At 73.5% G+C, this 13,647-nt stretch carries 10 protein-coding genes and 1 pseudogene; 4 read left to right on the forward strand and 7 right to left on the reverse strand.

Annotated features, from left to right (window positions below; all coding sequences use genetic code 11):
- Positions 1-55: 55 nt before the first annotated feature.
- Complete coding sequence (locus OG335_RS04245; RefSeq protein WP_405009627.1) at positions 56-1,147, reverse strand: ABC transporter substrate-binding protein; 1,092 nt, start codon at positions 1,145-1,147, stop codon at positions 56-58.
- A gap of 1,052 nt (positions 1,148-2,199) precedes the next feature.
- Here OG335_RS04245 and OG335_RS04250 point away from each other — a divergent pair.
- The gene (locus tag OG335_RS04250) at positions 2,200-5,472 is read left to right on the forward strand and encodes a LamG-like jellyroll fold domain-containing protein (protein WP_405009628.1); all 3,273 of its coding nucleotides are present in this window, start codon (positions 2,200-2,202) and stop codon (positions 5,470-5,472) included.
- 161 nt (positions 5,473-5,633) lie between these two features.
- Positions 5,634-6,095: pseudogene (locus OG335_RS04255) on the forward strand (SRPBCC family protein); the annotation flags it as partial.
- 385 nt (positions 6,096-6,480) lie between these two features.
- Here the strand turns inward: OG335_RS04255 and OG335_RS04260 are convergent.
- From OG335_RS04260 to OG335_RS04270, 3 genes are all read right to left on the reverse strand, one after another.
- Positions 6,481-7,224, reverse strand: a complete 744-nt coding sequence (locus OG335_RS04260; RefSeq protein WP_405009629.1) for a class I SAM-dependent methyltransferase — start codon at positions 7,222-7,224, stop codon at positions 6,481-6,483.
- 176 nt (positions 7,225-7,400) lie between these two features.
- Positions 7,401-7,862 (reverse strand): hypothetical protein, encoded by a 462-nt coding sequence (locus tag OG335_RS04265; RefSeq protein ID WP_405009630.1) that lies wholly within the window; start codon positions 7,860-7,862, stop codon positions 7,401-7,403.
- Between the two features lie 146 nt (positions 7,863-8,008).
- Positions 8,009-8,524 (reverse strand): hypothetical protein, encoded by a 516-nt coding sequence (locus OG335_RS04270; protein ID WP_405009631.1) that lies wholly within the window; start codon positions 8,522-8,524, stop codon positions 8,009-8,011.
- A gap of 255 nt (positions 8,525-8,779) precedes the next feature.
- Here OG335_RS04270 and OG335_RS04275 point away from each other — a divergent pair, with 255 nt between their 5' ends.
- Complete coding sequence (locus tag OG335_RS04275) at positions 8,780-9,046, forward strand: hypothetical protein (RefSeq protein WP_405009632.1); 267 nt, start codon at positions 8,780-8,782, stop codon at positions 9,044-9,046.
- Between the two features lie 57 nt (positions 9,047-9,103).
- On the opposite strand, the gene OG335_RS04280 is transcribed toward OG335_RS04275, so the two are convergent.
- A complete protein-coding gene (locus tag OG335_RS04280; RefSeq protein ID WP_405009633.1) occupies positions 9,104-10,435 on the reverse strand; it encodes a hypothetical protein in 1,332 nt (443 codons plus the stop codon).
- 310 nt (positions 10,436-10,745) lie between these two features.
- On the opposite strand from OG335_RS04280, the gene OG335_RS04285 reads away from it, so the two are divergent.
- Positions 10,746-11,441: a peptidoglycan-binding protein gene (locus OG335_RS04285; protein ID WP_405009634.1), complete on the forward strand. Its 696-nt coding sequence runs from the start codon at positions 10,746-10,748 to the stop codon at positions 11,439-11,441.
- A 35-nt stretch (positions 11,442-11,476) separates the two neighbouring features.
- Here OG335_RS04285 and OG335_RS04290 read toward each other — a convergent pair whose 3' ends face one another.
- Entirely contained in the window at positions 11,477-12,679 is a 1,203-nt protein-coding gene (locus tag OG335_RS04290) for a saccharopine dehydrogenase family protein (protein ID WP_405009635.1), read from the reverse strand.
- 168 nt (positions 12,680-12,847) lie between these two features.
- Positions 12,848-13,507, reverse strand: coding sequence for an HAD family hydrolase (locus OG335_RS04295; protein ID WP_405009636.1), 660 nt, complete (start codon positions 13,505-13,507; stop codon positions 12,848-12,850).
- Between the last annotated feature and the right edge of the window lie 140 nt (positions 13,508-13,647).

The raw sequence follows: 13,647 nt of genomic DNA on the forward strand, positions 1-13,647 counted from the left end.
CGGGCCCGCCGCGCGTCGGGGAGGTCGCGGCGGGCCCGGAGGGTGGGGGCGCGGGTCAGTACGCGCCGGCGACGGAGGCGGCGGCGTTGGCGGAGTCGTAGGCGCGGTCGGTGATGATGACGCTGTCGGCGATCGACTCGCCCGCGAGGAACTTCTGCAGGGTCGCGAAGGCGAGCGGGCCGAAGCGCGGGTTGGACTCGATGACGCCGTTGTACTCGCCGGCGGCGAGCGCCTGCACGGCGTTGCGGGTGCCGTCGATGGAGATGACCTTGACGTCCTTGCCGGGCTTCTTGTTGGCGCTCTTGAGCGCGGTGACGGCGCCGAGGCCCATCTCGTCGTTCTCCGCGTAGACGGCGGTGATCTCGGGCTTGGACTGGATGAGCTGCTCCATGACCTGCTGGCCCTTGTCGCGGGCGAACTCGCCGGTCTGCTGCGCGACGATCTCCAGGCCGGGCGCCTTGGCCTTCAGCTGGTCGACGAAGCCGTTGGTGCGGTCGGTGGTGACGTTGTTGCCGGACGCGCCGAGCAGGATGGCGACCTTGCCGGTGCCGCCGGTGGCGGCGATCATCGCGTCGGCCGCGCGCTTGCCCTGCTCGACGAAGTTCGAGCCGATGAAGGTCAGGTAGTCCTTGCAGGCGGTGGCGTTGACCTTGCGGTCGACGGTGATGACCGGCACGTGCTTGGCGGCGGCCGCGTCGAGGGCGGGCTGCAGGCCGTCGGAGTTGAGCGGGGCGACGATGAGGAGCTGTGCGCCCTGGTTGAGCATGTCCTGGATGTCGCTGATCTGCTTGGAGAGCTGCGACTGCGCGTTGGTGGTGAGGAGCTTCTTCACGCCCAGCTTCGCGGCCTCGTCCTTGATGGACTGGGTCTCGGCGATACGGAAGGGGTTGGCCTCCTTCTCGGACTGCGAGAAGCCGACGATCGCGTCCTTCAGGTCGATCTTCGGGGTGCCGGTGCTCTGCAGGGTGCAGCCGGCCCCGGTGGCGGCGGTGGCCGAGCCGGCCGGGCTCTCCGCGACCTGCGCGGCCTGTCCGTCGCCCGAGCCGGCGGACGGGGTCTCGGACTTGGCGCAGCCGGACACGACGAGGGCGGCGGCGGCGAGCAGCGAGGCGGCGGCGAGCGTGCGGGATCTGCGCGTGATGGTCATGACGGGGACACTCCTTGGCGAGGGGGAGACGCACCGCGCCGGACGGGTGGGCCGACGACGCGGTGGGGCGGGGGGTGCGGGGTGGGACGGCGGCGACCGGGTCCGCCCGACGCCTGCACACGGGGCTGGGAAATCCGGTGCAGGAGAGAGCGGTAAGAGGTCCGCAGGGCCTCTCGGCGTCGCTGTTTACAACGTTATATAGGCCGCCCGATCCGTCGGGCAAGAGTGTTGCGCGCGCATTTCCGTTTCATTCCCCGACCGGCCCTCCATGACGGCTCCGCGCCAACGCGGCCGGAGGTGCCGGGGGTTGGCGGAGTGGTGCTCACCGTTCACCCTGCCGGGCGGCGGCCGCCCGCGCCCTCCCCTGCCCACGGCGCCCCGGGCCGGAGAAGCCGCAGGTCGAGGCCGCACCCGCCGGCCGGCCGGCCCGGCCGCGGCGCACCCGGAGGCGTACGGCGCCGCTGCGCACCGGCCTCGCGGAGTGGCCCGTTCCGTTCCGCCCGGGCCCGTCGGCGGAGGCTCCGTCAGCCGCCGTGCACCGCACGGCGACAGGCTCCGGACGGGCCGTCCGGCCGCCGGCGGCCGATTCCGCGGACAGAACTGCCCGTCGGGGGCTGGACACGGCCGCAGGGTCGTGCTGTCATTCTCGCTGTCCCGCTTTTCCAACGTTGTGCAACGGCCGCCACCCGGCCCGCGAACCCCGCTCGCCGCCGCACCGCCGGCCACCCACCGGCCCGCCCCGGCTCCACCGGACGGCGCCGCGCCGGGCTGCCCGCGGCACCCCGGCCACCGCTCCGACCCCCTGCCCCGACCGTTCGACCGGACGGCCCGTTCGTCAGAACGGCCAGGGCCCCGGCGCGCCGCCTCCCGGCGGCCCGGCGCCCGCACGTCCCCCTCCCCGGCACCACCGTGCCGTGACCGCCCCGGCCCCCTCCCGCCGGCGCGCCACCACCGTCGCTCTTCGCGACACCCCCACCACGTCCCCGGGCAAGCGGGTCGCCGCCCGGGGAATGCCCCACCACCCTCTACTCCCCCGTGTGAGGAGCCACCGCATGACGCGACAGCCAGCCACCCGAGACCGACGCAGGACGTGGGCGCTGCTGCTGGCAGCGACCCTCTCGCTGCCGGTGGTCGGCCTGGTCCCCGGTACCTCGTCCGCCGCCCCGGCCGACACCGCGACCACCTTCGCCGCCGCCGATCCCAGCATCCAGGCGCACGGCCTGAAGGGCGAGTACTACCGGATGTCGGCGCCCGGCGCCCGCGACTTCGCCGAGCTCGGCGGCACGGCGCTCGACCCGCAGATCAACATGGCGGGCCTGGCGTCCACCTTCGAGGCGATGACGGGCCGCCAGGAGAACACCACCGCCCGCTGGACCGGCCAGATCGAGGCCCCCGCCGACGGCGACTACACCTTCTACGCCACGGGCGACAACGGCTTCCGCCTCTTCGTCGACGGCGTCGCGGTCATCGACCACTGGGTGCCGGACTGGGACAGCGAGCAGACCAGCGCCGCCGTCCACCTCACCGCGGGCGTCAAGCACGACTTCAAGCTGGAGATGTTCCAGGACGTCGGCGGCGCCAACATGTTCCTGCGCTGGTCGAGCCCCGCGCTGCCCAAGCAGATCGTGCCGGAGGGCGCCTTCACCCCGCCCGCCGGGTTCAGCGTCTACCCCGTCGCGCTGGCCGTCGCCGAGGACGGCCTGAAGGTGCAGGCCACCTTCGAGGGCAGGGTCGGCAACGCCGCGGGCATCGCCGACCACCTGCGCATCGAGGCCGACACCACGCCCATGCCGGTCAAGTCCGTCGCGAACGCCTCGGGAGACAGGAACTCCCTGATCGTCAAGCTCTCCGAGCCCGTCCAGAAGGGCCAGCAGGTCCGGGTGTCGTACGACGGCGCCGGCGGCCTCACCTCCGGCGGCGAGACCGTGCCGCAGATCATCCGGACGGCCGCCAACGCCTCCACCCACCGCCTCACCACCCCGTGGACCGACAAGGTCGACAAGAACCACCCGCTGCCCGAGTACCCCCGGCCGCAGCAGGTCCGCGACGACTGGCTGAACCTCAACGGCCCCTGGCAGTTCGCCGGTGCGGCCGCGGGTGAGCAGCCCGTCTTCGGCAAGGACCTCGGCGAGAAGATCATCGTGCCGTACCCGGTCGAATCGATGCTCTCCGGCCTGGAGCGGCACGAGGACCACATGTTCTACCGGAAGACGGTCACCGTCCCCAAGGGCTGGAAGATCGGCTCCGGCCAGCACCTCAAGCTGAACTTCGGCGCCGTCGACAACAAGGCCACGGTCTGGGTCAACGGCACGAGGGTCGCCGAGCACACCGGCGGCTACACCGGTTTCTCCGCCGACATCACCGACGCCCTCAAGGGCACCGGCCCGCAGGAGATCGTCGTCGCGGTCACCGACACCGCCGGGCCCGACCAGCCCCTCGGCAAGCAGTCGGCCAACCCCGGCGGCATCGTCTACACCCAGTCGTCCGGCATCTGGCAGACCGTCTGGATGGAGCCCGTCGCGGCGACCTCCGTCGAGAGCGTCACCACCACCCCGGACATCGACTCCGGCACGCTCTCCGTCACCGTCAACTCCCCCGGCGCCCCCGCCGGCACGCTCGTCAAGGCCGTCGCCAAGGACACCCAGGGCAACGTGGTCGGCTCGATCAGCGGCCCCGCCAACACCCTGCTCCACCTGCCGGTGAGCAACCAGCACCTGTGGACGCCCGACGACCCGTACCTCTACGACCTCAAGGTCACGCTGACCAGCGGCAAGCAGACCGACACGGTCAAGAGCTACTTCGGCATGCGGAAGATCGCCATCCAGGACGTCGGCGGCTACCAGAAGATCGTCCTCAACGGCAAGCCGATCTTCTCGCTCGCCGAACTCGACCAGGGCTTCTGGCCGGACGGCCTCTACACCGCGCCCACCGACGCGGCCATCACCTTCGACCTCAAGGCGCAGAAGGACCTCGGCTTCAACGCCGTCCGCAAGCACATCAAGGTCGAGTCGCCGCGCTGGTACTACCAGGCCGACAAGCTGGGCCTGCTCGTCTGGCAGGACTTCGTCTCCGGCGACTTCCGCACCACCGCCGGCCAGCAGGAGTTCGTCGCCGAGGGCATGGCGGAGATGAAGCTCCTCCACAACTCCCCCTCCCTCATCGGCTGGATCGTCTTCAACGAGGGCTGGGGCGAGTGGAACCGCGAGGAGACCGGCAAGCTCACCGACGCCGTCAAGGCCGCCGACCCGTCCCGCATCGTCAACGCCCACAGCGGCGTCAACTGCTGCGCCTCCAAGGGTGACTCCGGCAAGGGCGACATCATCGACCACCACGACTACGGCAACAACGACCCGGCGTTCCCGGACAGCAAGCGCGCCGCCATGGACGGCGAGCACGGCGGCTTCACCCTCCGCGCCCCCGGCCACATGTGGCCCGGCGCCCCGACCGTCATCTACAGCGGCGTGAACGACAAGGCCGCGCTCACCAAGAAGTACGTCGACAACACCGAGACGTTCTACCTCGCCGCCGCCGGCGCCGAGCTCTCCGGCTCGGTCTACACCCAGGTCACCGACCTCGAGAACGAGCTCAACGGCCTCTGGACGTACGACCGCCGGCAGATCAAGGTCGACCCGGCCCAGGTCCGCGCCATCAACCTCAAGGTCATCGCGGCCGGCGCCGCGGCTGGCGCCCGCTCCGAGCTCAAGGGCGGCGGCTCCTGGTCCCTCGACGAGGGCACCGGCACCACCGCCGCCGACCAGGGCCCCAACAAGGCCTCGATGACCCTGACCGACGGCACCACCTGGACCCCCGGTGTCAGCGGCAGCGCCCTGAAGTTCAACGGCCAGTCGCAGTACGCCCAGACCGCCGGGCCCGTGGTCGACACCACCGCGAGCTACTCGATCTCCGCCTGGGCCACCCTGGACGCGCTGCCCGGCAACTACGCCACCGTGGTCAGCCAGGACGGCCGCCGCACCGAGAACCCGTTCTACCTGCAGTACGGCCAGGGCGCGTTCGCCTTCAGCGTCCCCGGCGGTGTCCGGGCCCGGCTGCCGATCACCCCGCAGCTCGGCCACTGGTACCACCTGGTCGGCGTGCACGACGCGGCGGCCGGCACCATCGCCCTGTACGTCGACGGCACCCTCGCGGCCACCGTGCCCGCCGGATCCGCCGACGTCTCCACCGGCCCGCTCAGCCTCGGCCGCGCCAAGTGGAACGGCGGCAACGTGGACTTCTGGAACGGCTCGATCGACCAGGTCCACGCGTACGACAAGGCGCTGACCGCGGCGGAGGTGAGCGCCCTGCACACCGCCGAGCAGCCCGCGTAGCGCCCGGCCCGCACCACCCCGCGCCGCCCCCGGCGGGAGGATCCCCTCCCGCCGGGGGCGGCGGCACACCTTCCGGACGATCCCGGGGATTGAAGCCCGCAGGGGCGGGCAGGCGCGCGGCGGCCCGGAACGTCCGGTCCCGGAACGCGAAGGAGGTCACCATGAGCATGGTGAAGGAATCCATCGACGTCGACGTGCCCCTGCACAGCGTCTACGACCAGTGGACCCAGTTCGAGGAGTTCCCGCGCTTCATGGAGGGCGTGGAGGAGGTCCGCCAGACCGACGACCGGCACTGCCACTGGCGCACCAAGGTCGCCGGCGCCCGGCGCGAGTTCGACACCGAGATCGTCGACCAGCTGCCCGACGAGCGGATCTCCTGGCGCACGATCGGCGGCGACGTCCGGCAGATGGGCGTCGTCACCTTCCAGCGGCTGGACGACGCCCACACCCGGGTCAGCCTCGCCATGGACTTCGAACCGCACGGCATGGCCGAGCGCACCGGCGACCTGCTCGGCGTGCTCGACCGGCAGGTCAAGGGCGACCTCAAGCGCTTCAAGGGCTTCATCGAGGAACGCGGCGGCGCCGAGAGCGGCGGCTGGCGCGGCCGGATCTCCCCCGGCGGCCTCGGCACGGACGGCCCCGCCACGACCGGCGCGCTCCCCGACGCGCCGCCCCGCGAGACCCCGCAGTCCCGGATGACCGGCGAGGGAGCCCCGCCGCCCAACCCGTACGGCGGCGAGACGTACGGCAGCGAACCGTACGGCGGTGAGCGGTACGGCACCGACCCGGGCAGCGGCAGGCCGTACGGCACCGGGCCGCTGGACGACCCCCGGACCGCGCCGCGCCCGGCCGACCCGGACGACATGCGGCACGGCTGAGCCGCCGCCGTCCGCGACGGCTGCACGGAGCGGAACAGAGCGGGAACAGAGCCGGAGGGGGTGCCGTGTCCGCACGGCACCCCCTCCGGCCTGCGCGCCCGTACGGGGACGCGTTCCGCCGGCCCGCCGGTCACCCGCGGAGCGGCTTCCGGGCGGCGGTGAGGTCGGAGTGCGGAGCGTCCGCGGGCAGGAGACCGGCCTCGGCCAGTTCCTCAGCGAGGACGGCGGGCTCCGCGGGCCAGAGCCGGAAGGTCTCGTGCTCCTCGCGCACCACCACACCGCCGCGCTCCACCCGGTAGTCGTACCGGACGGCGATGATCCCGCGGTCCGGGGTGCGGGTCAGCCGGGCGGCGTACACGTCGGTGCCGAGCCTGGCGGGCGGGAGTTCGCGGCTCTCCTCGCCGCCCGGCACCCCGACGGGCGGCGGGTCGAAGAGGAGCAGGCCTCCCGGTACGAGTGCGGCGGCCAGCGCCCGCCAGGTCGCCCGGCGTTCCGCGGGCGGCAGGGTGGCCACCAGGTTGGAGGCGACGGCGAGGTCGACGGCCTCCCGCAGGCCGCAGGCACCCACGGTCTCCGGGTGCAGCGTGACGCGGGCCCGCTCGTCGGCGCCGAGGCGGGCCAACCGGGCGAGCAGGGCGATCCGCATGGCGGGCGACGGCTCGACGGCGTGCACCGGAGCAGTGGCAGCCTTCACCAGCGTCTCGGTCACGATGCCCGTGCCGGCACCCGCGTCGAGCACCCCCGTCCTCGCGGCGCGGGCCGCCGCGGTGAGGCGGCGCTCGGCGGCCCGGCGGTCGTCCTCGGCCTGCAGCAGGTCGTAGAACTCCGCGGACACGCCGTACCGGATGTGCCCCGAGGGCTGCCCGGCAGTCACGGGCCGCGCCTACCCGCGGCCGGGAAGGGGGCCGGTCACGTCGGCCGGCGACGCCGGTGCCATCACCGCACCCGCCTTCCCGCGGTGGACGGTCCAGGCCCCCGACGCTACGGCTCAGCGCCGCCCGGTGCGACCGGCCGCGCCGAGGACCACACCGCAGGGGGGACGACACCGTGTCAGATGCGCCTCAGCCGGTGCCCGCGGTGCCCCTTCGGACGGCGGCGCTGCCGCACACCGTCCTCGCGCCGCCACCGCACCCACCCGAACACGGCGACCACCACCGCGCCGAGGACGGACGGCAGCAGCCGGTCCAGCGGGTTGGGCGCCCCCTCCTCCAGCACCTGGCCGCCGACGACGAACGCCCGGCCGAGGCAGTACACCGCCACCACCGTGCCCGCGAGCGCCAGCGCGAGCCAGACGCACCGCCACACCCGGGTCGCCGTCCGGCCGAGCACCCGGTACGGGATCGGCACCCCGCAGGTCTCGCAGGCCACCACCAGCCGGCTGTCGATGTGCGGGCGTGACAGGAGGACCCGGTGGTCGCCGATCTCACGGGCCGGCCCGTCCTCCGGAATGCCGGACGGCACCCGGTGGCCGGACCGCGCGCCCGGCCCACGCCTCAGCTCGCCTCTTCGCACGACGGCGTCCTCTCCCCCGACCCGGCCGCGACGGCACCTGCCGCCGCGCCCACCCTGCCACGTCCTCCCGTCGCGGTGCCCGGCTTTCGCCAGGCGCACGGGTGCGCGCCGGGTGTGCACCGGGTGCGCGCCGGGTGCGCGCCGGGTCAGGAGCCGACGTTGTCGCAGGCGTGGGCCTGGAACTCCTCCAGCGAGGTCGTCGTCCAGCCGTCGGCGTCCCCGCCGTACTCGGCGCCCACGAAGTACCGCACCCGCCCGGGGGTGAGGGCGGCCAGGTCGGCGAGGGTGAACGACACGGACCCCGCGGACCAGGAGTCGTCCTCGGTCCACCCGTAGAGCGTGTAGACGCGGCCCGCTTCCAGGGGCTGCAGCGGCTGCTCGACCGTCCAGCCGTCGCCGCCGTCGAGCGGCAGCGGGGCGTACCCGGTCAGCGGCCCGTCGTGTTTCCAACGGCCCACGCTGCGGGTGCCGTTCGTGCCCTGGTCGGTGTACAGCGTGGCCCCGTCGATGCGGTGGTGACAGACCATCACCATGCCGATCGGGCGGCCGTCCGCGGTGACCGTGACGCCGCTGACCGCCCCCACGGCGACCGTGCAGCCGGTCAGCCCGGCGAGCATCCCGCCCACGGCGGCTCCCAGGACGACACGACGGATCCGGGCCATCTCTCCCCCTCCGGCCGGACAGCCGGATCACCCTATCCTGCCGCTTCCGCCCGGCCGCCGGCCCGGGCCGCCATGTGCCCCCGGTCGCCGCAGGGTTGCCCGGCCGCGCGGCCGCGTACGGGTGCGTCGGGGTCGGCCGCACTGCCGCCCGCGGGGCCGCCCATGGGGCCGTCCGCGGGGTCGGCCGCGCCCCGGACGCCTGAGCGGGCGCGGTCCGCCACGTTTGGCGGCGGCGGATCGTGCAAGACGACTGCCATGAGAGCACTCGTTCACGTCCTGCGCATCGCCGCAGGTGTCGCCACACTGATTCTGGCCGTCTGGATCGTCCTGGACCTGTCCGGGGCGAACCCCGGCAACCCGATCGCGGACTGGTTCCACGACGCCGCCGACTGGCTGTCCGGCTGGTCCCGCGGCCTCTTCTCACCCGACAGTTCCACCGCGCGCACCCTCGCCGACTACGGCATACCCGCCGTGGTGTACGGGGCCGTGGCGTACGCCCTCGGGCGGCGCGAGTGGGCGTGACCCCGTCGGCCCCACCCGCGGCACCGCCTCCGGAACGGCGGTGCCGCGGGCCCGTGTTCAGCGGGTGACGCGCTCGAACAGCCAGTCCGTCAGCGCACGCCGGGGTGCGCTGTGCGGGGAGTTCTCGGTGTCGCAGAGGAAGTCGTCCAGGGCGACGCGGCTCGGGTCGACCGAGGTCAGATCGGTCTCCAGGTCGACCTCCCAGACGGCCGGGTCGAAGTCGAGGGCGACGGCGCTGACCGCGGGCACGAAGCAGGTGTTGGTGAAGCGCTCGTCCACCTCGATGCCGAGGGCCTTCGCCACCAGCCCGAACGAGGGCAGGGTGCCACCGGGCGCACCGTCGAGGGCGGGGACGGCCGTGGTCGAACTGCGGCGTACCGTCAGCGCGATGTGCATGCCGCCGATGGGCTGCTTCGCACCCTTGTCGGGCTGGACGCGGGCGGTGGCGCTCGCGGTGTTGTACTGGTTCTTCCAGTCGAAGGCGATCTCGCCGGGGGTCAACTTCAGCCCCACGCCCTCGCCGTGGCCGTTGGCGACGCCCAGCTTCAGCGGCCGCACCGGGAAGGACCCGTACGCGTCCAGCTCGGCCAGGAAGTCGGTGCGCAGCTGGCTGGCGGTGGCCACCGGCCCCTCGTACTTCGAGTTCTCCACCCAGGCCCACAGCAGTTGCTGGGCGGCCTCGCTGCGGATGAGCTCGGCCTGCTTGGGCCGGCCCGGCTCGGCCGGGGTGAAGTCCTCGAAGAAGTAGGCCATCTGCTGGAGGATCAGCGGGATCCAGGCGCCGTTGTGGGGGGTGTCCCACGAGAAGTAGGTGCCGGTCTGGTGGTCCACCCCCTCGGCCTCCATGCGGGCCAGCGCGTACCGGGTGATCATGCCGCCCATGCTGACCCCGCCGACGGCGAGCGGGGTGCTGCCGATCCGCTCGGCGACGGCGCGGTGGATGCAGGCCGCGGCGACACCCGCGTTGGCCTGGATGTAGGTGTGGCGCTCCTCGAACCCGAGCAGGATGACGTCGATGCCCGCCTCGCCGAGCCGGGTGAGGAAGTGCCCGCCCTCCGCGGCGTCGAAGTGCTGCCAGAGCGCGGGCAGGTCGCTCGGGCCGTACTCGAAGCCGTCGGCGAGGATGAGCGGCCGTTCGAGGTTCCGGTGACCGGGTGCGAGGTGGACGTGGGCAGTGCCCGTCGCGACCTTGCCCTGGTGGGAGTAGGCACCGTGCAGGGGCCACGTGAAGGTGGGTTCCGGGGCGTCGCCCTCCTCGGCCGGTGCGGTGGAGGAGAACCAGACGTGCTGCGGCAGGGTTGCGGCGAGTTCGGCGAGCTGGGAGGGGGACGCCTCCGCGAGTCCTTCGATCAGGCTGCGGTTGACGTGGATCTCGGCCTTCTGAGCCATGGTGAGAGCCTTCGTTCGGGCGGCGCGCAGGGCGCGCAGGGGTGGGGACAGGCAGCGCGGCGGAGTCCGTTCATATCGGTACCGTCACGGTGCGGATGCATCTTTGCACAGAGAGCGACCGAACGGCGGTAGGGCACGGCCCGCATCCGGCGCGCGCCGACGGCGCCGACTCGGCCCGCCCTCCGGCGGGTTGGTGCCCCGCCCGGGCGAGCCGCGGGCTCCCGGCACGCACGCCACCCACCCCGGCGCGGGCCCGGGAGCGACGCAGGGCATGATGTGCCCCAGCCCGTCCGCACCACGAGGAACGCCATTGCACCCCCACGACGATCTCGTCAGGCCCTACGCACCGCAGGCCCCCGCCGAGCCGTCGCCGGAGGCAGGGCCGCCGACCGGCGCCGCCGACCTCTTCGCCGACCTCCCGCCCGCGGCGGCCCCGCTCCGCGCGCAGCGCCCGAGCCGTCGGCACCTCCTACCGGTCCTGCTCGCCGTCGCGGCCGCCTGTGCCGGCCTGGCGCTGCTCCTCCTCCCCGGCGAGGACTCCCCCGGCCCGCAGGCGCAGCCCTCCGCGCCGGGCGCGACCACGGCCACCGACGGACCGCTCCCCGCGGCGGCGGGCGCCGCACCGACCACCGCGTCACGGACCTCCGCCACCACCACCGTTGCCTCCCCCGGCGCCGCGACCGCGAGCCCCGCACCGACCGGAAGCACCTCGGACGCCCCGGGCACAGCCGCGGGCACAGCCACGACCACGGTCGCGAGCACGGCACCGGCCACCAGCGCGGCGACCGCCCCGGCCGACGGCGTCCTGCGGCAGGGCGACAGCGGGCCTGCGGTGGCCCGACTCCAGCAGCTGCTCTTCGGCCAGGGCTTCACGTACGTCTCGCGCACCGCGGTCTTCGACGCGGCCACCCTCCGCGGCGTCACGCAGCTCCAGCACGACCGCGGCCTGACCGGCGACCCGGCCGGGGTCTACGGGCCCGCGACCCGTCGCTCACTGGAGGGCTGACCGCCGTCCGCCGTCCGGTCCGGGACGCCCGCCGGTCACATCTCGCGTAGCCCCCAGGGCGCGCCGTACGCGGTGAGCAGGTCGAGGAACGGCCGCGGCGGCAGGGCCTCGGGGCCCAGGACCCCGGCGCCCGTCCAGGTGCCGGCGGCGATGAGTTCGAGGGCGACGACGGGGTTGATGGCGGTCTGCCAGACGACGGCCTGGGAGCCGTACTCGGCCATCGTGACCTCGTTGTCGGCGACGTGGTAGAGGTAGACCTCGCGCGGGGCGCCGTCCTTGGTGCCCTTCACCCAGGTGCCGGCGCAGGTCCGGCCGCGCATGCGGTCGCCGAGGCCCGCCGGGTCGGGGAGGCAGGCGGCGACGACGTCGCGGGGCGCGACGAGGGCGTCGCCGACCCTGACGGGCTCGGTGCCGTCGAGGCCCAGCTTGTGCAGCGTCCGCAGGACGTCGATGAACTCCCCGCCGAGCCCGTACTTGAAGGTGACACGCCTCGCGTCGATCCAGCGCGGCACGAGGAGCACCTCCTCGTGCTCCACGTTGACGCACTCGACCGGGCCGATGCCGCCGGGGAAGTCGAAGACCTCCGGCTCGCTGAAGGGCGCGGTCGTGAACCAGCCGCGGTCCTTCTCATAGACGACGGGCGGGTTGAGGCACTCCTCGATGGTCGTCCAGATGGAGAACGAGGGCGCGAAGTCGTAGCCGTCCACGGTGAGATCGGCGCCGTCGCGGATGCCGATCTCCTCGATCTCGTCGAACAGCTCGTCGGCGGCGTAGCGGGCGAACACGTCGGAGAGCCCGGGCTCCACGCCGATGCCCACGAGGGCGAGCCTGCCGGACTCCTCCCAGGCACCGGCCAGCGCGAACTGCTCGTCGCCGAGCTTGACGCCGGTGAGCTCGTGCGGCCGCTCGGGGTGCGGGCGCGACAGCGACATCGCCATGTCGAGGTAGTGCACACCGGCCGCGAGGGCGCCGCGGAAGAGCGGCATGACGAACCGCGGGTCGGTGGCGTTGAGGAGCACGTCGCAGCGGTGCTCGGCGAGGAGCGCCTCGACGGCCCGCTGGTCGGAGGCGTCGACGCGGGCGGGGGTGAAGCGCGGGTCACGGGCGGCGGCGGCCACGGAGACCGCGCGGGCCTCGTCGTGGTCGGCGACGACCAGGTGGTCGAAGAAGTCCCGGCGGGCGGCGATCCGGGTGACCGCGCCGCCCACGCCGCCGGCTCCCACGAGCAGGATTCGCATGGTGCTTCTCTCCTCGGAACGGAACGGAACGGAGCGGACTGGGACGGGACGGGGCCGGCCGACCGGCGGGAGGACCGTCCTGCGCTGCCCGCACCGTACGCCGCCACCGCGCCGGCGCCCGTCAACCAGGCCCGCGGCGTCACCCGGGAAGCGGAGGGCGACGGGGGATCAGCTCCCTGCGTTGAACTTCGCGATGAGCTCGGGCAGCTCGGCCAGGCTGTCGATGCGGAACGTCGACCGGCCGACGGCCGGATCGTCCTGCTGGATCCAGCCCCACGGGCCGCGGCGGATCAGCGCGGTACGCATCCCCGAGGCGAGCGCGGGGAGGACGTCGTTGTCGAGGCGGTCGCCGACGTACAGGATCTCGTGCGGCTCGACCGGAGTGGCCACGACGACACGCTCGAAGAACAGCAGGTCGGGCTTCGACGCACCCCAGTCGTCCGAGGTGCCGATCAGATCGACGTCGTCCTCGAACAGCTCACGCAGGATCCGCCCGGCGCGAACGGTCTGGTTCCCGGCGATGGCCAGCCAGAGGCCGTCCGCCCTGAGTCGCAGGAGCGAGCGGCGGACGTCCGGGTAGAGGTCTTCCTCCCCGAAGGTCTCCGGCCGCCCGGCAGCCGCGCGCTTCTCTCGCTCCTCGTACAGGTCGAACCCGGGCCGGAACACGTGGAACGTCTCGCGGTAGTCCAGGCCCCGGGCGATGGTGGCGCCGAACTGCGCGACGAAGGTGTGTCTCGGCACACCGAGCCAGTCGGCCCACGTGCCGTACTCGCGGGTCTCGTCCACCAGGCATTCACCGACGTCGAACACCACAGCCTTGATCGTCATGCGGGGAGCGTAGCCACGTCGCAACCGGACCGTCAGTCCCGGCCGCGGCGGAGGTGACGGACCGACGGGCGAACGGCCGGGGGACGGGCAGACGGGCGGGGGGCAGGAAAACGGCTCGGCGGATCTGCACCACTCTGCCA

Source organism: Kitasatospora sp. NBC_01539 (assembly GCF_045040525.1).
Lineage (GTDB): Bacteria > Actinomycetota > Actinomycetes > Streptomycetales > Streptomycetaceae > Kitasatospora.